This window comes from Chryseobacterium metallicongregator, assembly GCF_031324065.1.
GTDB lineage: Bacteria > Bacteroidota > Bacteroidia > Flavobacteriales > Weeksellaceae > Chryseobacterium > Chryseobacterium metallicongregator.
In genome coordinates, this window is sequence record NZ_JAVIXS010000006.1 from 215,470 (window position 1) to 237,588 (window position 22,119).

General features: G+C 35.5%; 22 protein-coding genes and 1 pseudogene. 15 read left to right on the forward strand and 8 right to left on the reverse strand.

Annotated features, from left to right (window positions below):
• Positions 1-12 precede the first annotated feature (12 nt).
• The 4 genes from efp (at position 13) to REB14_RS09570 (ending at position 3,199) form a co-directional block, all read left to right on the forward strand.
• Positions 13-576, forward strand: a complete 564-nt coding sequence (gene efp / locus REB14_RS09555) for an elongation factor P (protein WP_079242903.1) — start codon at positions 13-15, stop codon at positions 574-576.
• Between the two features lie 70 nt (positions 577-646).
• Positions 647-1,549, forward strand: a complete 903-nt coding sequence (locus REB14_RS09560; RefSeq protein WP_062674061.1) for a UDP-3-O-(3-hydroxymyristoyl)glucosamine N-acyltransferase — start codon at positions 647-649, stop codon at positions 1,547-1,549.
• 90 nt (positions 1,550-1,639) lie between these two features.
• On the forward strand, positions 1,640-2,512 hold the full coding sequence (gene sucD, locus REB14_RS09565; RefSeq protein ID WP_034699171.1) for a succinate--CoA ligase subunit alpha: 873 nt from the start codon (positions 1,640-1,642) through the stop codon (positions 2,510-2,512).
• Between the two features lie 15 nt (positions 2,513-2,527).
• Positions 2,528-3,199, forward strand: coding sequence for a porin family protein (locus REB14_RS09570; RefSeq protein ID WP_079242902.1), 672 nt, complete (start codon positions 2,528-2,530; stop codon positions 3,197-3,199).
• Between the two features lie 70 nt (positions 3,200-3,269).
• Here REB14_RS09570 and REB14_RS09575 read toward each other — a convergent pair whose 3' ends face one another.
• The 3 genes from REB14_RS09575 to REB14_RS09585 all read right to left on the reverse strand — a co-directional run bounded on the left by REB14_RS09575 (position 3,270) and on the right by REB14_RS09585 (position 5,954).
• Positions 3,270-4,580, reverse strand: coding sequence for an ABC transporter permease (locus REB14_RS09575; protein WP_079242901.1), 1,311 nt, complete (start codon positions 4,578-4,580; stop codon positions 3,270-3,272).
• Between the two features lie 3 nt (positions 4,581-4,583).
• Entirely contained in the window at positions 4,584-5,495 is a 912-nt protein-coding gene (locus REB14_RS09580) for an ABC transporter ATP-binding protein (RefSeq protein WP_079242900.1), read from the reverse strand.
• A 108-nt stretch (positions 5,496-5,603) separates the two neighbouring features.
• Positions 5,604-5,954, reverse strand: a complete 351-nt coding sequence (locus REB14_RS09585) for a T9SS type A sorting domain-containing protein (protein WP_309522050.1) — start codon at positions 5,952-5,954, stop codon at positions 5,604-5,606.
• A gap of 118 nt (positions 5,955-6,072) precedes the next feature.
• Here REB14_RS09585 and hemB point away from each other — a divergent pair, with 118 nt between their 5' ends.
• A complete protein-coding gene (gene hemB, locus REB14_RS09590; RefSeq protein WP_079242899.1) occupies positions 6,073-7,062 on the forward strand; it encodes a porphobilinogen synthase in 990 nt (329 codons plus the stop codon).
• A 79-nt stretch (positions 7,063-7,141) separates the two neighbouring features.
• Here the strand turns inward: hemB and REB14_RS09595 are convergent, their stop codons facing one another.
• Positions 7,142-7,435 carry a TM2 domain-containing protein gene (locus REB14_RS09595; RefSeq protein ID WP_105681209.1) on the reverse strand — a complete coding sequence of 98 codons (294 nt, stop codon included), beginning with the start codon at positions 7,433-7,435 and terminating at the stop codon, positions 7,142-7,144.
• Positions 7,436-7,589: 154 nt separating this feature from the next.
• Here REB14_RS09595 and lptB point away from each other — a divergent pair.
• The 3 genes and pseudogenes from lptB to REB14_RS09610 all read left to right on the forward strand — a co-directional run.
• Positions 7,590-8,315: pseudogene (gene lptB / locus REB14_RS09600) on the forward strand (LPS export ABC transporter ATP-binding protein); the annotation flags it as partial.
• Between the two features lie 336 nt (positions 8,316-8,651).
• Positions 8,652-8,900 (forward strand): hypothetical protein, encoded by a 249-nt coding sequence (locus REB14_RS09605; protein ID WP_309522051.1) that lies wholly within the window; start codon positions 8,652-8,654, stop codon positions 8,898-8,900.
• Positions 8,901-9,062: 162 nt separating this feature from the next.
• The gene (locus REB14_RS09610; protein ID WP_309522253.1) at positions 9,063-10,790 is read left to right on the forward strand and encodes an ABC transporter ATP-binding protein; all 1,728 of its coding nucleotides are present in this window, start codon (positions 9,063-9,065) and stop codon (positions 10,788-10,790) included.
• A gap of 50 nt (positions 10,791-10,840) precedes the next feature.
• Here the strand turns inward: REB14_RS09610 and REB14_RS09615 are convergent, their stop codons facing one another.
• The gene (locus REB14_RS09615; protein WP_079242896.1) at positions 10,841-11,305 is read right to left on the reverse strand and encodes a carboxymuconolactone decarboxylase family protein; all 465 of its coding nucleotides are present in this window, start codon (positions 11,303-11,305) and stop codon (positions 10,841-10,843) included.
• Positions 11,306-11,487: 182 nt separating this feature from the next.
• Positions 11,488-12,060, reverse strand: coding sequence for a Crp/Fnr family transcriptional regulator (locus REB14_RS09620; RefSeq protein ID WP_079242895.1), 573 nt, complete (start codon positions 12,058-12,060; stop codon positions 11,488-11,490).
• Positions 12,061-12,144: 84 nt separating this feature from the next.
• On the opposite strand from REB14_RS09620, the gene REB14_RS09625 reads away from it, so the two are divergent.
• The gene (locus REB14_RS09625; RefSeq protein WP_079242894.1) at positions 12,145-13,098 is read left to right on the forward strand and encodes a helix-turn-helix transcriptional regulator; all 954 of its coding nucleotides are present in this window, start codon (positions 12,145-12,147) and stop codon (positions 13,096-13,098) included.
• Positions 13,099-13,259: 161 nt separating this feature from the next.
• Here the strand turns inward: REB14_RS09625 and REB14_RS09630 are convergent, their stop codons facing one another.
• Positions 13,260-13,751 (reverse strand): DinB family protein, encoded by a 492-nt coding sequence (locus tag REB14_RS09630; RefSeq protein ID WP_079242893.1) that lies wholly within the window; start codon positions 13,749-13,751, stop codon positions 13,260-13,262.
• Positions 13,752-13,923: 172 nt separating this feature from the next.
• Between REB14_RS09630 and REB14_RS09635 the strand changes: the two genes are divergently transcribed.
• The 6 genes from REB14_RS09635 (at position 13,924) to REB14_RS09660 (ending at position 21,223) form a co-directional block, all read left to right on the forward strand.
• Positions 13,924-14,508, forward strand: coding sequence for a hypothetical protein (locus REB14_RS09635; RefSeq protein WP_079242892.1), 585 nt, complete (start codon positions 13,924-13,926; stop codon positions 14,506-14,508).
• Positions 14,509-14,843: 335 nt separating this feature from the next.
• Entirely contained in the window at positions 14,844-17,264 is a 2,421-nt protein-coding gene (locus tag REB14_RS09640; RefSeq protein ID WP_079242891.1) for a TonB-dependent receptor plug domain-containing protein, read from the forward strand.
• A gap of 174 nt (positions 17,265-17,438) precedes the next feature.
• A complete protein-coding gene (locus tag REB14_RS09645; protein WP_079242890.1) occupies positions 17,439-18,008 on the forward strand; it encodes a cob(I)yrinic acid a,c-diamide adenosyltransferase in 570 nt (189 codons plus the stop codon).
• A complete protein-coding gene (locus REB14_RS09650; protein ID WP_079242889.1) occupies positions 17,998-18,645 on the forward strand; it encodes a thiamine diphosphokinase in 648 nt (215 codons plus the stop codon). The genes REB14_RS09645 and REB14_RS09650 overlap by 11 nt, the downstream gene beginning before the upstream one ends.
• Before the next feature lie 185 nt (positions 18,646-18,830).
• A complete protein-coding gene (locus REB14_RS09655; protein WP_309522052.1) occupies positions 18,831-19,706 on the forward strand; it encodes a tyrosine-protein phosphatase in 876 nt (291 codons plus the stop codon).
• Between the two features lie 122 nt (positions 19,707-19,828).
• Complete coding sequence (locus REB14_RS09660; protein WP_309522053.1) at positions 19,829-21,223, forward strand: type III PLP-dependent enzyme domain-containing protein; 1,395 nt, start codon at positions 19,829-19,831, stop codon at positions 21,221-21,223.
• Between the two features lie 119 nt (positions 21,224-21,342).
• On the opposite strand, the gene REB14_RS09665 is transcribed toward REB14_RS09660, so the two are convergent.
• Entirely contained in the window at positions 21,343-22,002 is a 660-nt protein-coding gene (locus REB14_RS09665) for an HAD family hydrolase (protein ID WP_309522054.1), read from the reverse strand.
• Between the last annotated feature and the right edge of the window lie 117 nt (positions 22,003-22,119).

The following is a 22,119-nucleotide window of genomic DNA, read 5'->3' on the forward strand; positions in this document are numbered from 1 at the left end:
TAATATATATTAATGGCAACAAGTAACGATATCAGAAAAGGTCTTTGCATCGAGTATAGCAACGATATTTTTAAAGTAATCGAGTTTCTTCACGTAAAACCAGGGAAAGGACCTGCTTTCGTAAGAACAAAATTAAAATCTGTGACTAACGGTAAAGTAATTGATAATACTTTCTCTGCTGGACACAAAATTGATGAAGTTAAAGTAATCACTAGAAAATTCCAGTATCTGTACGATGATGAGAATGGATTCCACTTCATGAACAATGATGACTTCTCTCAGCTATATATCAATAAAGAAATGATTGAGAATGCTCAGTTTATGAAAGCTGGTGAAGAAGTAACAATCATCCTGAAAGAAGTTGATGAAACTCCACTTTCTGCTGAACTTCCACAGTCAGTATATCTTGATGTTATTGAAGCTGATCCGGGTGTAAAAGGAAACACTGCAACAAATGCCCTTAAAAACGCAATCGTTGAAACAGGAGCAAGAGTAATGGTTCCTTTGTTCATCGAGCCGGGAGACAGAATTAAAGTAAGCACTGAAGACGGTAGCTACTTAGAAAGAGTAAAATAATAAATAAAATTTACATAAATTCGGTTTGCATCAGCACTCCGAATTTTGTTTTATAAGAAAATCTATTGTTATGAGATTCCATTCTCCGCAAAAGCTTAAAACGATTGCAGATTTAATAGGCTCAGCATTTGTAGGGCCGGAAGATTTTGAAGTATTGGGAACTAATGAAATTCACATGGTAAAGCCAGGTGATATCGTTTTTGTGAATCATCCTAAATATTATGACAAAGCATTAAACTCTGCAGCCACTATTATTTTAATTGATAAAGAAGTAGATTGCCCGGAAGGTAAAGCACTTTTAGTTTCTGATGATCCTTTCAGAGACTTTAATAAAATCAATACCCATTTTACCAGAATCTATAATTTCACGGAAGAACTACACGACGTGGAAATAGGAGAGGGTACAAAGATTCACTCTTCTGCAGTGATCGGAAACAATGTGAAAATCGGGAAAAACACCTTAATCTTTCCTAATGTTGTCATTGGTGACCGTACGGAAATCGGAGATAACGTCATCATTCAGTCCAATACAGTTTTAGGAGGTGATGCATTTTATTACAGAAAATTAAACGGAAATTTTGACCGTCTGATTTCTGTAGGAAATGTTGTTATTGAAAACAATGTGGAGATTGGAAACGGCTGTACTATTGACAGAGGAGTTACAGACTCTACCATCATTGGAGAAGGTTCTGTTTTAGATAACCAGATTCAGATCGGACATGATACCGTTATCGGAAAAAAATGTCTGATCGCTTCTCAGGTTGGAATTGCAGGATGCTGTATCATCGGAGATGAGGTGACATTATGGGGACAGGTAGGAATTGCTTCCGGAAACAAAATTGAGTCAGGATCAGTGCTTCTGGGAAAAACAGGTGTGAACAGAGATCTTGAAAAAGGAACCTATATCGGGATGTTTGCAGAAGATTTTAAAACTTATCTGAAAAAAGAAGTAAAACTGAGAAATCTCAAATAAACAATTCCAAAGGTTTTATCCAAAATCAAAGAAATTTGAGTAAATTTGTGAGCATTAATAAAATAATAAATAAATTAAAACAACAATAAAATGTCAATTTTAGTAAACAAAGATTCTAAAGTAATTGTACAAGGATTTACAGGGAACGAAGGAACTTTCCACGCTGGTCAGATGATTGAATACGGAACAAACGTAGTAGGTGGTGTTACTCCAGGAAAAGGAGGTAGCGAGCACTTAGGAAAGCCTGTATTTAATACTGTAGCTGACGCTGTTTCAAAAGCAGGAGCAAACGTAAGTATCATTTTCGTACCACCGGCATTCGCAGCAGACGCTATCATGGAAGCTGCTGAAGCAGGAATCAAAGTAATTGTATGTATTACTGAAGGTATTCCTGTAGCTGATATGGTAAAAGTAAAATCTTACATCGCTGACAGAGACTGCAGATTAATCGGACCAAACTGCCCTGGAATCATTACTTCTGAAGAAGCTAAAATTGGTATTATGCCAGGTTTCGTTTTCAAAAAAGGAAAAGTAGGTATCGTTTCAAAATCAGGAACTCTTACTTACGAAGCTGCTGACCAGGTAGTAAGAGCAGGTTACGGTATCTCTACTGCAATCGGTATCGGTGGTGACCCAATCATCGGAACAACTACAAGAGAAGCTTTAGAGCTATTTATTAACGATCCTGAAACTGAAGCTGTTGTAATGATCGGTGAAATTGGTGGAGGTCTTGAGGCTGAAGCTGCAAGATGGTACAAAGCTAGCGGGTCTACTAAACCAGTTGTAGGTTTCATTGCTGGACAGACTGCTCCAAAAGGAAGAACAATGGGACACGCAGGTGCTATCGTAGGTGGTGCTGAAGATACAGCTCAGGCAAAAATGGAAATCATGAGAGAAAACGGTATCAACGTTGTTGACTCTCCTGCTGATATTGGTGCTACTGTAGCTAAGATTCTAGGATAATATAAAACCCAACATATGAAAAAACTTTTATTAGCCTCAGCTTTAACTCTTTCCGCTTTATCGTTTGCACAGGTGCAATGGAAAAGCACAAGATTTGGAGTAACAGGAGGTTTAAACTACTCCAGAGTATCTAACGCCCATAACCCTTCAGGCCCAAGATATACTTTCCAAGCTGGAGCTTTGGCATTGATTCCCGTAGGAAAGGCAAACCAATTCTTTATTCAACCTGAAGTACTTTACTATGGTGCAGGAGAAACAGGAAAAGATAAAGATGCTAAAGGAGTAAACGGTTATGACGCATTATATGCTAATAACTACCTGAGTGTGCCTCTTTATTTCAAAGGATATTTTTCTGAAGCAGAATCAGAATTCTTTGGATTAATAGGACCTAGATTTAATTTCTTGCTGAATCAGAACGTGAAAGACGCTCCGGTAAGCAGACCTTATTATGACCCGGATGTTACCGATCCTAACCAGCCGGCAGGCGTAAATGGTAAGGCAAAGAGCTTTAACTGGGGACTTGGACTGGGAGTAGGATATAGCTACAAAAGACAACTTGAAGTAGCATTAAAATACGACTTAGGTCTAAGTGATACCTATCCTGGTCTCGCTAAGGAAACTAAAGGTACTGATAAGAAAAAGTCAGAACAGGTAATCGCACTTACTTTAAGCTATATATTCAAATAGAATATTTCAGAATATAAAAAATCCCGGAAACTCAGTTTCCGGGATTTTTTTATTGATAGGTTTTTACTTCTTATCCTCTTATCCATTTCCAAAGCTCTTTTAACGTAGCTTTATTTCCGTACATCAAAATACCCACACGATAGATTTTTCCGGCTAGGAAGATCATAAAAATAGTAGTTACCAGTAATAATGTAATAGACAATGCAATCTGCCATGCAGGAACTCCAAACGGAATTCGGGCAATCATAGCAACCGGTGAAGTAAACGGGATGATGGATAACCAGAAGCCTAAAGGACCTTCCGGATTATTCATCAATGTGAAACTCCCGTACATTCCTAATGTTAATGGTAAAATAGCAAATAAAGTAAACTGCTGTGTTTCTGTTTCGTTATCTACTGCAGAACCAATGGCTGCGTAAATAGAACTATAGAAGATATATCCTAAAAGGAAAAATACGATGAATACAAAAATAATCAGTGGGAAGTTCAATTCCAGTAAGCTGTGAGAAATCTGGGTAGCAAGCTGTCCCATATCCAGTTTACTTGCAATCTCTTCATTTCCTCCAGGAATATTCTTCTGAAGAGGAGAGAAGCCTGTATTAAGTACCAATGCACCAATAACAGACATAGTAATCCAGATCAGAAACTGGGTCAGTGCAACCATGGTTACTCCCAGGATCTTACCCATCATCAGTTCAAAAGGTTTTACAGAAGAAATAATAATCTCTACAACACGGTTATTTTTCTCTTCAAGAACACTTCTCATTACCCTTACCCCATAAATAATGATGAACATAAAAGTAACATACATCAGAACCATGCTCAATCCGGATTTAACGCCAAAGGCAAGATCAGAATCCTCTTTATTATTATCCGTAACATTAATGGTTTTTAAAGTAAAGTTTTTGTCGAGATCATTTAATTGAGTTTCCTGAATACCCAGTTGCTTGATTTTTTCTTTTCTGACCACATTGCTGATGTCAGATACAATTTGCTGCTTGGTGTCAAATCCTATTTTGCTGTTGATGACCAGTCTTGCCTCTTTTTCAAGCGCATCGAAATTCTGATTTTTCAATTCAGGAAGGATCAGAATACCGTCCAGAGATTCATTTCCTTTTAAATTGTTAATCTTAGACTTTTCATCAGCTACGGAAACAAAAACGTAGTTTAATTTATCATTAGATTTAAGATGGTTAGTAAACAGACCGCTCTTATCCACTACCTCAATAATGCTATGTGACTCATTTGCTTTAAACATTAAACCCACCACTGCTCCAAAAGCAATAATCATAACAGGAGCAAGCAGAGTCAATATAATGAAAGATTTTTTCTTAACCTGTGTAAGAAATTCTCTCTTGGTAATTAAAAAAATATTATTCATAAATTAAGAATGGTTACTTACAGCATTAATAAACACTTCATTCATACTTGGAATTCTTTCGTCGAATGATCTCACTTTACCTACCTGCACCAGATCCAGAAGAACATTATTCTGGCTCTCCTCATTTTTCAGGTCAAAAGAAACAAGATTATTTTCATTGGATAGATTGAAGATCTCATATTTGTTTCTGAAATTTTCAAACTGATCATTGCTTACTTCAGAAAGTGTAATCCCAAAAATATTTTTCTTAAATTTTTCTCTTACATCAAAAACCCTTCCGTCAATAATTTTCTTTGAATTGTTGATCAAAGCAACATAATCACACATTTCCTCTACACTTTCCATTCTGTGGGTAGAAAGAATGATGGTTGTTCCGTTATTTTTAAGGTCAATGATCTGATCTTTAATTAAGTTGGCATTCACCGGATCAAAACCTGAAAACGGCTCATCAAGAATTAAAAGGTGTGGTCTGTGAAGAACGGTTACCACAAATTGTATTTTTTGTGCCATTCCCTTAGAAAGTTCCGAAAGCTTTTTCTTCCACCATTGGTCGATGTTTAGTTTTTCAAACCATTTTTTAGCTTCATTTAAAGCATCACTTTTTTTCATTCCTTTCAGTTCCCCGAAGTATAAGATTTGATCACCAACAGTCATGTTTTTGTAAAGTCCTCTTTCTTCAGGCATATAGCCGATGTCTTTAATATGAGTTGGGTTCAGTTTTTGACCATTGATATGGATTTCACCAGAATCTGCCTGAGTAATTTGGTTAATGATGCGGATAAAAGAAGTTTTTCCGGCTCCGTTAGGACCTAAAAGGCCATAAATACTGCCTTTTGGAACATGGATGCTGAAATCATCCAGGGCGACCTTTTTTCCTGCATTATAGGTCTTTTTAATATGTTCAGCTTTTAGCATTAAGTTGTTCTTTTTACTATTAGTATGAAAAAGTCCCGAAAGTTACGGAAATATTAAAACAGAATTAATGTAAAAAGAAAAAATCCTGATGATTATCAGGATTTTAATTTATTGTTTCACGATTTGAGTAACTTTCTGTGTGTTGTCACTTAAAATATATCGGATCATATATTTTCCGGGCTTTAATTTTTCAATATTAATCTCTCCGGAATTCATATTTACGGTATAACTAGCGACCTGCATACCCAAAATTGAATAAAAAGTCACACTTTTGATTCTTAAAGAAGAATCTTTTGCCTTAATGATAAGGAAATCCTTTGCGGGATTTGGATAGGCAAGCAATACACCATCATCTGCTTTTTGAGTGATGGAACCCGGCTCTCTAAGCTGAGCTTTGAAATTGTTGGAAAATCCAACAAAAATGCCTACAAATAGAAATAAAAGTAAAAGTTTTTTCATCAAATTTATAATTTCTCGAATATATATAACAAATGTAATAAATTCTACAATTTCGTACAATAGTTTTTTGCAGAACTTATATTAAATTTGTAGAAACTTATTCAAAAAGTATTCCAAAATGATACATTCAAGAAATAGAAGACTTAGAGTTAATGAATCTATCAGAAGTTTGGTAAGAGAAAATGTGCTTACAACTGATGATTTTGTAATGCCGATCTTCGTAATGGAGGGCGAAAACAAGCAGGAGGCAATCCCGTCTATGCCGGGAATTTTTAGGCGCAGTATAGATTTAACAGTGAAGGAATGTAAGGAATTATTTTCTTTGGGAGTAAAAGCTGTCAATTTGTACATGAAAGTGTCAGAACATCTGAAAGACAATACAGGAAAAGAAGCCTGGAACAAAGACGGATTGATGCAGAACACCATCAAAGCAATTAAAGATGCCGTTCCGGGAATGGTTGTGATGCCAGATGTAGCCTTAGATCCTTATTCAATCTACGGACACGACGGAATCATTGAAAACGGAAAAGTTTTAAATGACGCTACCAATGATGCACTGGCAAGAATGTCAGTTTCTCATGCAGAAGCAGGAGCAGATCTTGTAGCCCCAAGTGATATGATGGACGGAAGAGTACAGATCATTCGTGAAGCATTGGAAGAAAGCGGATTTACAGATGTAGGAATTGTAAGTTATGCAGCCAAATATGCAAGCTCTTTCTATGGACCTTTCAGAAGTGCCTTAGACAGTGCACCGAAAGATGATATGGAAATTCCGAAAGATAAAAAAACCTATCAGATGGATTTTCATAATACCCGTGAAGCATTGAACGAGGTATTTAAAGATATCCACGAAGGTGCAGATGTGATCATGATCAAACCGGGACTTCCTTACCTGGATATTGTTTCCAAAGTACGTGAAGCAATTGACCTTCCGATTGCAGTATACAATGTAAGTGGAGAATATGCCATGGTAAAAGCTGCTGCTCAAAACGGCTGGCTGGATAATGACAAAACGATCATTGAAAGTTTAACATGTTTCAAAAGAGCGGGTGCAGATATGATCTTTACCTATTTTGCAAAAGAAGCGGCTATTCTTTTAAATAAATAATGATTAAATTCATTCCAATAAAAAAGAGACTACTCAATTGGTAGTCTCTTTTTATTTCTAACGAGTTAATGATCATTTCTTATAACCAACCTTTTTTTCCGTATACGTAAGTATCATCAAATTGCTTATCACTCATAAAAAGATAGAGAATTCCCTCAATAAAAGGAATAATTGAAGCTGCACCAAAAGTAACGACATTCAGAACCAGCTGAATAATTCCCTCTTTTGTATATCCAAGATAAAATTTATTTAAAGCCAGCCACCCCACAAGAATTCCCAATATAGCTGCAGGGATTTTCTTTTCTGAACGGTAAGGAACATTGCTTTGCTGGTTTTGTACATTTTCTGTTTTTGTATAACCGTAATTTTCCATTTCTTAATATTTATAATTGATTGATATGTTTTACGATGAGTAGATTAAAATGATGAAAAGTTACAATGGGTTGTAAATGAACAAGTTTGCGTTTAACGTAAACAAGTTGATATTAACCTATAAGTGAAGTTTATATTTTTGATATATTTGCCCTATGATTTTACGAGGAGAAAACTTAATCAAGGAATACGGTCCTAAAAAAGTTGTAAAAGGCGTTTCTGTACAGGTTCAACAGGGAGAAATTGTTGGTTTGCTGGGTCCGAATGGAGCAGGGAAAACCACATCGTTTTATATGATTGTAGGGTTGGTTAAGCCCACTTCAGGAAAAATTTTCTTAGACAAGCAGGAGATTACTACAGATGCCATGTACCGAAGAGCGCAAAAAGGAATCGGGTATCTGGCTCAGGAAGCTTCGGTTTTCAGAAAATTGTCTGTGGAAGAAAACATTATGGGAGTATTGCAGCTGACCAAGCTTTCTAAGCGTGAGCAGCAGATCAAATGTGATGAACTGATTGAAGAATTTTCTTTGCAGCATGTTCGTAAAAACAGAGGAGATCTTCTTTCCGGGGGAGAAAGACGTAGAACCGAAATTGCGCGCTGTCTTGCAACAAGCCCGAACTTTATCCTTCTGGATGAACCTTTCGCAGGGGTAGACCCAATTGCCGTGGAAGATATTCAGAAAATTGTAAGAAGCCTGGTCGATAAAAACATCGGAATTTTAATTACCGATCACAACGTACAGCAGACTTTAGCAATTACCAACAAAACCTATATCATGTTTGAAGGAAAGATCCTGAAAGAAGGACTTCCGGAAGACCTTGCCAATGATCCACAGGTAAGAGAAGCCTATCTGGGTGAAAACTTTGTTTATCAGAGTATTTTGGATAAGCCTAAAAAAAAGAAATATGCTTACAATATCTGGGCAGGTAATTTTGATTCGAAAACACAGTTACAAGGATTTGTAGACGAAAATTTCAGACAGTTTGATGACCTGAGACTGATGTATGGTTTTGAAGATATCAGCTTTGCTTCATTAGCGAATTCTGAAATTGAACATATCTTTAATGATGTGGTGGATAAGAATGCCAACAACTCATTTGTTTTCCAGAAAAAGGAAATTAATTCTCAATATTCTCTGGAACAGGCGGAATCAGAGTCTAAAGAAGCAAGCAGAAAAGAACTGCACTATCTTACTACTTATATGTATGAAGGATAAATGAACGATCCTTATAAATATGAAGATTTTCAAGTAGGAACCAAGGTTTTTTTGGATAATGAATACGGTATTATAGTGAACTTAAAGCTTCATGAAAATTCAACTGTAATTCGATGGGATACATCTGTTAATGATTTTGAAGATTGGTCAGGAATGTGGGGATCTTTTGTACAAATGGGAGGAAAGATTATTGATCCAGGTTATCAATTTAAATACATCAATGAAGATGGTACATTGAAAGATTTTTAAATAAATCTTAGATGACCAGTTAATAATAATTCGTACCTTTTTCTTTGGAAAGCGGTACGTTTTTCATTTAAAATGACTTCTATGGCTAAACCTTTTAATAGAACCGTTACCTTATTCGGAATCTATAAACAACTCGTCCCATTTATCAGACCTTACCGTCCCATGATTTACGGAACACTGTTTCTTACTTTTCTGGGAGCTCTTGCAGCACAGGTGAATCCGATTGTTTTGAAATATACTGTAGATGAAGTGACTAAACTTACCCATCTTCCGCATCCGATGTCAGAGGGAATTCATATCCTCATTATCATTTCCATTATTTTACTGGGGAAAGAACTGTTAAACATCTTTATCAACTTCGGACAAAAATTTTATGGGGAAAAAATCAGGATTAATGTGAGCTCAGTGTTGGCACAATCAGCCATTGATAAAATTTTAACCTATAGGGTTGCTTATTTTAATGATGAAAACCATGAGTCCGGAAAACTCCAGATCAGAATAGACCGTGGAATAGAAAGTCTGACAAGACTGGTTCAGAACTTTTTTATTGATATCCTTCCTCTTTTTTCCAATGCGATTATTGCGCTGATCATTATGTACATGCAGAATGTATATGTGGGACTTGTTTCAACGATTATTGTTCCGATTTATTTCTACATAAGCTCTCTGCAGGCCAAAAAATTAGGAGGAGTCCGCCGCCAGCTCAGAAATCAAAGGGAAAGAAAGACATCCGGACTATTGAACCTGATTAATTCTATTATGGTCATTAAAAGTTTTGTCCGTGAAAAATTTGAAGGAAAAAAACAATATGATCTTCAGATGGAGTTGATGGAAAGCCAGATGATCACAAGAAGAACCAATTTTATTTATGATGGTTTAAAGACATTCATTGAACAATTTGGGGTTGTTTTGATTATCCTTTTAACTGTTTATCTTGTGCTTGATCAGCAAATGACTATTGGTGCGATCATGCTTCATATTATGCTTTTCAACAATGTTTCGGCTCCTATCCGACAGCTTCACAGGATTTATGATGATATGAACGATGCCATGATTTATGCTGAAGGATACTTCGATATTCTGAATGCAGATAATGAAACAGAATCAAACGGAAGTTTTGTAGAAAAAGAAATTAAAGGAACTTTTGAATTGAAAAATGTTGATTTTACTTACCCTAACGGAACAAAAGCTTTACATAATGTTTCCATGAAAATTGAAAACGGAAAAACTACGGCTCTTGTAGGATTGAGTGGTGCAGGAAAATCAACGGTTATTAATCTTTTGTGTAAATTCTATCTTCCGGATTCCGGGGAAATTCTTCTGGATGGAGTAAATCTGAATGAATTTGACAATACTTTTCTGAGAAGTGATCTTGGGCTGGTGCTTCAGAGAAATCACATCTTTCAGGGAAGCATAGAAGATAATATCCGGTATGGAGATATGAATGCCAGCTTTGAAGAAATCGAAGAAGCTGCAAAAAAAGCTTATCTGCATGAACAGATTATGGATCTTCCGGAAAAATATCAGCATGATGCTACTCAACTTTCAGGGGGACAACAACAAAGGATTGCCATTGCAAGACTATTTCTTAAAAATCCTCCAATCATCTTTTTGGATGAACCTACAGCCAGTCTGGATGCAATTGCTACCGAACAGATCAAGAACTCTTTGGATGCGATCAAAGAAGGCAGAACAGTGATCATCATTTCTCATTCCCTGTCACAGATTTTAGATTCAGATACCATTTATGTCATGAAAAAAGGAAGAGTGGTGGAAAATGGAACTCATGATGAATTGTACAATAAAGAAGGAACATATCGTGAGATTTTTGATGCCTCAGCCCGAAGTCTGAATCTCGATAAACTGGTGAATACTTTTAAAGAAAATTAAATAAAAAACTCAACGGATAGGCTGAGTTTTTACGTTTTTTTAATAATTATTTAATGAGTTTTTTCAGGAACCTGATAAGCTCCTACATCTGCTCCGAAAGCAATATTAATCCTGTTGTAGCTGTTGATAGCAATCACGGCCATGGTCAAATCTACCATTTCAGTTTCGGAGAAGTAATGACTTACCCTTGAATAAATTTCATCATTCACTTCTTTCCCGTTTAAAGCAGTTAAAGTCTCTGCCCATAAAAATCCTGCCTTTTCTTTATCTGTATAAAATGAGCATTCTCTCCAGGCACTTACCAGAAAGATTCTCTGTTCCTTTTCTCCTTTTACTAGTAATTCTTTAGAGTGCATATCGAGGCAAAAAGCACATCCGTTCATTTGTGAAACACGGAAATACAGCAGTTCCAGAAATGAATTGTCCAGTGATGAGTTTTGTACCTGAAATCCCATGTTGTGAAGTGCATTTACAGCCTTGTTTCCGATCGCAAATGCGTTGATTCTTTGTGACATAATATTTGTTTTTTGATTAATTATGTGACAAATGTAGAGTGGAATTTTCCTGAATTTTTTTACAAATGATAAATTTTAAAAGGAAAGATTTTAGAAGCAGGAAGCAGGAAGTTACTATTAGGTAGATGATGCATATTCAGTCTGCAATAACTTCCCTCTTCCAGCTCCAGCATCCCTTCTTCTCATAATTTCTGTGCTCTGATTCTGCTTAGAGAAACTTGGGTGATGCCAATATAATCTGCCATATCTCCAAGACTGATGCGTTGGATAAGATCAGGTCTTTGTTTCAGGAAATTGTGATAGCGTTTTTTTCCATCGTCTTCAAGCATCTCACTGATTCTTCCCATCATATTTACAGGAGCTTTGGAATAGAGTTTACTGAAAAGTGTTTCTGCAGTATGGTATTTTTTACATAATCCTTCAATCACATCTTTGTGTACACGAAGAACTTCAGTCGGTTCCAGAGCAACGATCATATATTTTGACGGCTGCCCCGTAAGAAAGCCACTCAGTTCTGCGAAAAAAGCATTTTCAGCGAAAAAGGTCATGATGAAATCTTTATCTCCATTATCAAAAAAAAGCTTTACTAATCCTTTTTCGATAAAATAAAAATATCTGCAGGTTTCATCAGCTTTTAAGAGAAAATCCCCTTTTCTGTAAGTTTTGGTTTCCAGATGAGAAACAAGTTCATCTATGACTGCCTGTTCCGGTTTTAAAACTTTTTCAATAGACTGAACAAAATGAGTATGAAGCATAAAAAAGCGACGGTTTGGTGAAAAATAAAATTAATAAAAAAAGGCTTCTCATTTCTCAAAAAAGAATTTTAGCTTTGTTACATCATGAACGATCACTATCTAAAAAAACTCGATAGGGTAACGGCTATCCTTACCCAATTACAGTCGAAACCTGTTGTGAGGGCACAGGATCTGGCTGAAAAATTCGATGTAAGCATCAGAACCATTTATCGTGATGTAAAAACCCTGGAAAATGCAGGGATTCCTATTGTTGGAGAAGCGGGAAATGGTTATTCTTTAATGGATGGTTATAAGCTTCCCCCCATTATGTTTACCAAAGAAGAGGTTTTAAGTTTCATTACCGCTGAGAAACTGATGCAGAAATTTTCTCACCAAAGCTTAGGAAATCATTATCAGGCAGCAATGGAAAAAGTGCGTTCAGTGCTGAAATATTCGGATAAAAATCTGATTAAAAATATTGAAAAACAGATTGATGTTTTCAGCTTTCATACAGATTCCGGAGATTCTCTTAAAAATGTAATTCCTATTATCCTGGAAAGTATCGCAGAGAAAACCCAGCTCAATATCAGATATAAGACGGTAGATGGAAGAGTGAATAACAGAACAATTGAAACAGTTGGGATGTTTTTCGAATTTAATATCTGGTACATCATGGCGTATTGTACCTTGAGAAAAGATTTTAGACAGTTTCGTATTGACAGAATTCTCGAAATCTCAAAAACGCAGAATCCTTTCCTGCAGGAATATGGACAGGTGAATGATTATCGTAAAAAGTCAAATGGAAATAAGGTTAAAGCCAAACTTCTGGTTGACAAAAAGATAATGAATCACCTAGTAAATTCTAAAAAATACTACGGATTGATAGAAGAAGTAGAAACCGAACAAGGCATGGAGCTTACTTTTGAAACAGAATGGATCAGTGACGGATTTCCCCGCTGGCTCATCACTTTTGCAGACTATGCCACAGTTCTGGAACCGGAAAGTCTTCGTATCCGTTTGAATGAACTGCTTGTAAAAATGGTTGAAAGACATCAATAATAAACCCCAACAAGGCAGCTGTTGAGGTTTAAAGACTTAATTGAGGCAAATAAATGAAATGGTTTGAGTGAAGGCAAAATTGCAAAAAGCCAATTGATTGTGTCGCAAAAAAAGATATAAGTTTTGTTTAATCTTTCTACAATTTTACCTTTTCGTTTTTATTAAAATCTCTCCCAGAAGAAAGGAGGTTCAATACCTAAAGCTCTCAGATAAACATAACCTTGTCCACGGTGATGAACTTCATTATCTACAAAATAAAGAATGTTCTGATATACCGGAAATTCATATTGTCCGAATAAATTAAAGGTCTCCTGGAAACGCTCTTCAGAAATCTGATTGAAATAATGGTTGATCACTTCTGTTTCTTCATCCCATTTTTTCAAAATTTCTTCCTTAGTTGTTGGATTAAAAGCTTCTTCACTGTAAGCTTCTATATTTCCTTCCACAATTCCTTTTAAAGCAGGCCCGCCAATGCTGATGAGTTCTACTGCCAGTTTTGCAAATGGTCTCATTCCGCCTACAGAAAATTCAAATAGCTCTTTTTCAGGAAAAGATTCAATCACTCTTCTTGTAAGATTTCTGTGTCCCTGCCAGTCTTCTAATAGTTGTTCAGAAGTCATGAATTGTTTAGTGGCTGTTGCTGTAGTTGTCATAATGTATTTGTTTTGTTTGTTGTTGATACAAAGGTAAGAGAGGGTAATGACAACAGTTTGTCAGTAGGATTTTTGATAATAAAAAAATATTTTTTCTTTCTTAAAATATTGATCCCTACTTTTGCGTTAAAAGAAAAGTGTATTAATAAAAAAAATCGCCATTATTAGAATTATGAAGAAGTATATTTTGCCTGTTATCACTGCTTTTTTATTAGTATCATGCAATAAGATAGAGGAAAAAATAGATCAGACTGTTCAGAAAACAACTGAAACTGTACAGCAAAAAACACAACAGGTTGTAGAAGAAACGGTAAAGAAAACTGTGAATGAATCTATTAATTCTTTAACCAATTCTGAAGATGTTAAGTTCAATTCCGTTTTTCCTGGTACCGGTGCTTCCATTGTTTCAGAAGAAAAAGGAAAGAAAATCAATATTCCCGGAAGACCTGAAGGATATATTTTTAAGTATAAAACTGATATTGCAGTATTGCTTCCGTTTTTAGAAAGCCAGCCTACTTCTGATGAAAGTAAATCTGATAAAACTGCCCGAAAGATTGATGGGCAGAATATCATTGATAAAATAAATTTCCTATCGAAATTTCTTCCTGACAATACAATTGACACCAGTATTCTGGAGGATATTAAATCAGATAAAAACATTCAGTATTATAAACTGAAAAGATTTCCCAAGAGTAGTACTATTATCTACAACCCAAAAAATCAGACCATCATACAATACGTAGAGGTAAATAAATAATTTGGATATGGCCGGTTTCTCCCGGCCATTTTTTATTCCCATTCATTGCAAGTCATCAGCAAAGCAATCTCAATCTGTTAAAAACTACTTATCAGAACGAATAAAGTCATGTTTATTTCTGATGGCAACTAATTAATTTTTTTACACAAATATGATGTTATTGATTTATTTTTTTTCATGTTATTAACGAATCACTTTATGTTTTGTAAAGTAATTGTCGTTTTTGTGAAATGGTATGATTTTCGCAAATATGGAGTCAAATTGTTATTGTATGTTTTGTTTTTGTGTTTAATGTTTATTTTTTTATTAGATTTATTGAATAATTAACAATTGACATGAAGAATAATTTATTTAATGGAAAAATCTATGCATTAGTATTAAGCGGAGCTGGTGCTATGGGATATGCTCAGGACAGCATAAAACAAAATAAAATAGATGAAGTGGTGGTTACCACGGGTAGAACAAAGCCCAGAACCATTATTACCTCAGCAATCCCTATTGACAATATTTCTGCCGTACAATTAAAATCAACAGGGCAGGTAACTTTTGATAAAGCTTTAACCTATGCCGTTCCATCTTTCAACTCATCACAACAGACTGTTTCTGATGCAACAGCTCACTTTGATCCTGCAGATTTAAGAGGATTAGGGCCTTCCAGAACTTTGGTTTTGGTAAATGGTAAAAGAAAAAATCAAAGTGCTTTAATTTATGTAAATGATACCCCGGGAAAAGGTGAAGTAGGTACAGATCTGAAAAGTATTCCTTCAGCAGCCTTGCAAAACGTAGAGGTATTGAGAGATGGAGCATCTGCACAGTACGGTTCTGATGCTATTGCAGGAGTCATTAATATTATTCTTAAGAACAGTGTGGGGAAAAGCACCGTTAACCTTTTTTCAGGTATTACTTCAAAAGGAGACGGTTTTAATATCGGAGCAGATTTTAATACGGGAATCAGAGTAGCAAAAACCGGAAGTCTGAATCTTACCTTCGGATTTTCCTCTCAAAATAAAACGAACCGCGCAGGTTCTGTTACAAAAGATGAACTTTTTGGGGTGGATAATGCCTGGACGCAAGCTAATCCCGGTTTAGGAATGATTATAGGACAGCCGGAGACCAAAGTGGCCAATATGTTTGTCAATTTTGAGTTGCCAACAGGTGAAACAGGCAAATTTTATGCTTTTGGGGGTACAACCTACAGAAGTGGGACCAGTTTTGCTTTGTACAGAACTCCTTATTGGGTAACTTCAGATTTTGGTTTATTAACTCCAAAAGGACAGGCTTACAATGGATTTCAACCGGAATTTAAAACAGATGTTTATGATTATAATTTAACCTCCGGATGGAAAGGTATGTTTGGAAAATGGAGTTTTGATGGAAGTGCAACCTTTGGTTCTAATGCAGTAGATTATGCAGTAGGAAATACCATTAATACGTCTTTAGGTGCAAATTCCCCAACCTATTTTAAAGCAGGTGGGCATCAGTTCAGTAATATTATAGGAAACATAGATATCAGCAGGGATTTTGGTGCGCTTGTTTTAGGAGCAGGAGCTGAAGTGCGCAATGAAAATTATCAGGCAAGGGCAGGAGAGGAAGCGTCTTATATAGGAAGTGGAGCAGAATCATTTCCGGGACTGCAGCCTCAAAATGAAATTAACAAAAATCGTCAGAATATCGGAGCTTACATAAATGCGGAATGGGACGTTACGAAAAACCTGTTACTTGGCGGAACGGTGAGGTATGAAAATTTCAGTGATTTCGGGAATAATGTTTCATGGAAAGGAAATGCAAGGTATAAAGTACTGGATGATAAATTGGTTTTCCGTGGATCTGTTTCTACAGGATTCCGTGCCCCTTCATTACACCAGATTTATTATTCCAATGTTCAAACTAAAATTACAGGAAATACGGTAGCTAATCAGGGTACTTTTAATAACGACTCTCAAATTATAAGATCTGACCTTGGGGTACCCAAATTAAATGCTGAAAAAGCTTTTAATATTACGGGAGGATTTGCCGTAAAGCCTTTTAAAAACCTGACTATTACAGCAGATTATTACAGAATAAAAATTAAAGACCGTGTACTTTTCTCAGGAGATATTGGGTACAAAACCGGTGCTCCGGGAAGTCCGGACCTAACAAACCCTGTAGAAGTAATATTAAACAATAACAAAATAACCTCTCTGAAGTTTTTCACCAATGCTGTGAATACAGTGACGGAAGGGGTAGATTTTGTAGCTAATTATTATACTTCCGCTATTGGAAAAGGAAGATTGGGAATTATTGCTGCTTTCAATTATAACGAAACTAAGATAGTAGATAATATTGCTGTTCCACCTATTTTGGCTCAAAATGGTTACTCAGAAAACTTTTTTGATAGAAAAGAACAATCCAGAATTATCTCTGCAAGACCAAAAACAAAAACTATTCTTAGTCTTTCGTATGACATTTCAAAGTTTAATTTTAACCTTAATAATACGTATTTTGGTTCGGTTACATGGCAGCACGCTACTGATCCTGCCAAAGATCAGACATTCTCTGGTAAGGTAATTACAGACATCGTTTTAACCTATAAAATCACCAATGATCTTAAAGTTTCCGGAGTTGTAAATAATTTGTTTAATATTTACCCGGATGTAATAGACAGCAAAGGAGATGTGGTAACAGATCTAGGAGGAAGGTTCAAATATCCTTGGGAGGTTAACCAGTTTGGATTTAACGGAACTATTTTTCAGCTCAATGTCAATTATACTTTTTAATCTATACATAAAAGGAATTGGATTGACGTTGTTGTGCTTAACAAAGACGAAGCACTAGGTGCAAATATAAACTGACATTAAATTCCTAATGTCAGTTTTATTTTTTCAGATAGAATACGAAGCTATTCCTACATTTTACTTTTTACATTGTACAAAAAAAAGTATTTTAGTACTATGAAAATTTATACAAAGACAGGAGATAAAGGCCAGACTGCATTGTATGGCGGAACAAGGGTTTCCAAAGCCAGCGCAAGAGTAGACAGCTACGGAAATATAGACGAATTGAATTCATTCATTGGGATTTCAAAAAGTCATATTGAAGATGAAGAAGTTTTGAGACAGCTGAAGAAAATACAGTTTGATTTGTTTACGGTAGGTTCAGAAGCTGCAACACCGGTGGATAAGCTGATGCTTGCCAACGGAAAATCACGCCTTCCGATTATTATTTCAGAAACTGAAATTGAAGAGCTGGAACAATGGATGGATGCCTTCGATGAAAAGCTGGAACCTCTTCAGTACTTTATCCTGCCAGGTGGAGGAAAATCAGCAACTTTTTTACATGCAGCAAGAACGATCTGCAGAAGAGCAGAACGTTCATTGGTATTTCTGAATGAATCAGAAGAAGTACGTCCCGAATTGATTAAATATTTAAACAGGCTTTCAGATTATCTTTTTGTGTTGGCAAGATATATTTCAAAACTGAACAACGAACCAGAAGAATACTGGAACCCGAATGAGAGATAAAGCATTACTTTTCATCAACGGAGATGCTCCAAAATCATTACCCAATCCGGAAAATTATGGTTTGATTGCCTGTACAGACGGTGCTTTTCATTATTTGAAAAAAATGGGATTTCCTTTGGATAAACTGGATTTTATATCCGGTGATTTTGATTCACACTCCGGATCAGATGAAGATATGTATGAAGGAAAATTTATCCTTACCTTAGATCAGGAAAAAACAGATTTTCATAAGGCGCTGGAAATTATTCAGGAAAAAGGCTTTTCAGAAACTGATGTTTTTGGCGGAAGCGGAGGTGAGCAGGATCATTTTTTGGGAAACCTTACCGTTGCGTATGCATTCAAAGATCAGATGAAAATAAAATTTTATGATGAGTTTTCAGAATACTATTTTATTCCCAATCATTTTAAGCTGAAAGGATTAAAAAATAGAATGATTTCGCTTTATCCATTTCCATCAGTGAATAATATAACGACAAAAGGTCTCAACTGGCCTTTGACTAAAGAAAACTTAAGCATTACTTCAAGAATAGGAACCCGGAATTTCGCTGTTGAAGATGAGATTTCCATAGAATATGAATCAGGAGATGTTTTATTTTTTGTAGGAATTAAGGAGATAGAATATCCTACCATCTATTAAAAGGATCTAATTATATATCAATAGAAACGGGCCTTACCCATTTAAAAAAAGACTGTCATTAAACACAAATTACACCAATGTTTTTCACAAATGGCACTAATTTTTGCATCAATAGAAACGGGCTTCAGCCCGTTTAATAAAAATAAATACATCCATTGGCTTTAGCCAAAACTTATTAAAAACCATTGAATAAATTAATCAAAATATCAGTGTTCACCATTTCATTATGCTGCATAGTCTCATGTAAGACCCAGCATTTTGAAACACCCGAATATGGAAAAAATGAAACTGAAAAAGTGATTCATCTTAAAAAAGTTACCAATTTCCGGACGGTAGGAAATATCAAAAACAGGGAAGGAAGAACATTAAAAGAAGGAAAACTATACCGAAGTGCCCATCTTTATAAGCTTAAAAAGAAATCTTTTGATGATATTGAAAAACTGGGGATCAAAGAAATTATTGACCTTAGAAATTCAAAAGAAATTGCTCAGAAACCGGATCAGTTACCGGCAGAAACCGTATACAAAAAATATTCAGCGTTTGAAGATGAAGGAGATCAGTTGGCTCAGGCCAAAAAACTGGTTCTTAAAGGTAAAGTGAATGCTTCCGATGCCGATAAAAGAATGATAGATTTTTACCGTGAGTATGTGACGGAAAATCCAGAAACTATAAAAAGAATTATTACAGAAATTCTGGAATCCAAAGATCCGATTCTTTATCATTGTACAGCGGGAAAAGACAGGACGGGAATTATCACAGCATTACTTCTTACAATTCTGAAATTTGATAAAGAGACTATTTACAACGAATATCTTCTCTCTAATAATTATAGAAAAGATCTTGTTCAGAAGAGACTTCGCCTTGCCAATACTTTACATTTCCTCTATCCGAAAATGGATTTACAGGTACTGGAAAAACTGAGCTGGGTTGAAAAAAGATATCTTGACGCTGCTTTTGGGGAGATCAATAAAAAGTATGGTTCTCCAGATGCCTATATTCAGCAGGCATTAGGGATTTCAGATGCTAGAAGGAGGGAATATATTCAAAAGTTTACGTATTGATTATCAGAGATAAATTTCTATAAGATTTAATATTGGGTGTTTATTTAAAATTATAATAATTTTAACACCTAAAAATGAAACTTTTTTAGCAATTTTGCATTTCTTAATTCACTTGTTTAGAAATGAAAATAAAGTACTCGGAACTTATTGATCAGACATTGTATTTCCCTACAGAGGAATTTAATGTATCTGAGAACAATTTGTTGTTTCACGACGTTCCATTGATGGATGTAGTTGAACAATTTGGCACTCCGCTAAAGATTAGCTATCTGCCGAGAATTTCTCAAAATATTCAGAAGGCCAAAAGCTGGTTTAAAGAAGCTTTTGAAAAAACCGAATATAAAAAGAATTATACCTACTGCTATTGCACAAAATCCAGTCATTTCAATTTCGTATTGGAGGAAGCTTTGAAGAATGATATTTCGATAGAAACATCTTCTGCTTATGACATGGATATTGTAAAATCTCTTTACGAAAAGGGAAAAGTAGATAAAAACATTGAAGTAATCTGTAATGGTTTTAAAACTGATGATTATCTGACAAATATTTCAGATATGATCAACAGCGGTTTTGAAAATATTACCCCGATTCTTGATAATTACAGAGAATTGGATAAACTTACAGAAAGCATCGATTCTACCTTTAATATCGGAATCAGAATCGCATCAGAGGAAGAACCAAAGTTCGAGTTCTATACCTCAAGATTAGGAATCGGATATAAAGATATCATCCCTTACTACAGCCAGAAGATCGCAGAACACCCGAATGCAAGATTGAAAATGCTTCACTTCTTCATCAATACCGGGATTAAAGATACTTCTTACTACTGGAACGAATTGTACAAATGTCTTCGTGTATATGCCCGTTTGAAGAAAATTGCTCCTGAAGTAGATTCACTGAACATTGGAGGTGGTTTCCCAATCAAAACTTCTTTGAACTTTGATTATGACTACCAGTATATGGTAGAAGAGATTGTTTCTCAGATCAAAAAATTCTGTGAAGAAGAAGGAGTGGAAGAACCTAACATCTACACTGAATTCGGTAGCTTTACCGTAGGAGAAAGTGGAGCGAACCTTTACAAAATCATCTCTCAGAAACGTCAGAATGACAGAGAAAAATGGAATATGATTGATTCTTCTTTCATGACCACTCTTCCTGATACATGGGCAATCTCAAGACACTTTATCATGCTTCCGCTTAACCGTTGGGAAGATACGTATGAGAGAGTATTCCTTGGGGGACTGACTTGTGATTCAGATGATTATTATAACTCGGAACAGCATACCAACGCGATTTATTTACCGGTCTTCAGTGATACAAAACCTTTGTACATCGGATTTTTCCACACCGGAGCGTATCAGGAAACGATCGGAGGATACGGTGGAGTACACCACTGTCTGATGCCTCAGCCAAGACACGTCCTGATTCAGAAAGATGAAAACGGTGAATTGCAATATGAGATTTTCCGTGAAAAACAGGAACCGGAAGATGTATTGAAACTTCTTGGTTATAAATAATTTTATGATCAATAGAAATGAGCTTTAGCCCATTTACAATCAATAGAAAAATCAATTGGCTTTAGCCAAAACTTATAGAAAACAAAAGCTCTCAGATTCTATTCTGAGAGCTTTTTTATTTAAAAATATTTTGAAATTTTATCCAGTTCCAGATCTTCATAATCAGAAACCACTGTGTCTGCCAACGTGTAATCCTGATTTTTAGAATGTGGACTTCTGTATGCGGCACAGAAAATTTTTGCCCGGTGGGCTGCCAGAATTCCATTGGTAGAATCTTCAATCACCATACAGTTTTCAACAGGTTCTTCTGCCATTTCTGCGGCCAGTAAGAAAACTTCAGGATGAGGTTTTGATTCTTTTAAATCCGCACCGCTGATCTTTCCGCTGAAATATTGCTCGAGTCCGAATTTTTCAAAAACCATATTGATGGTTACCATCGTTGCAGAAGAAGCCAGAATCAGCTTGACTCCATTTTCGTGATAATGCTCGATTAGTTTTCTTACTCCCGGAATTAAGTCAAACTCATCATCATTATAAAAATAATCTTTGAAATGAGATCTTTTGATTCCTGCAATGTCTTCATAAGTTTGATTTAAATTAAATTCATTAATCAAAGTTTCAGAGACTCTTTTCGTTGATGTTCCGGTAAAAGAGGTGTATAACTCTTCGGAAACGGCGATTTCCAATTCATCAAACGTTTTGAAATAAGCTTTTCTATGCAATGGTTCCGTATCTACAATTACACCATCCATATCAAAAAGTACAGCTTTTAAAGGCATATAATGAGTTTTGTACAAAAATAACTTTTAAAATTTAAACATTAAAATATTTAAAAATTTAAAAATTAGAATGAAGGTTAAAAATTCATAACAGACCGTTCATCACTTATAACTCAA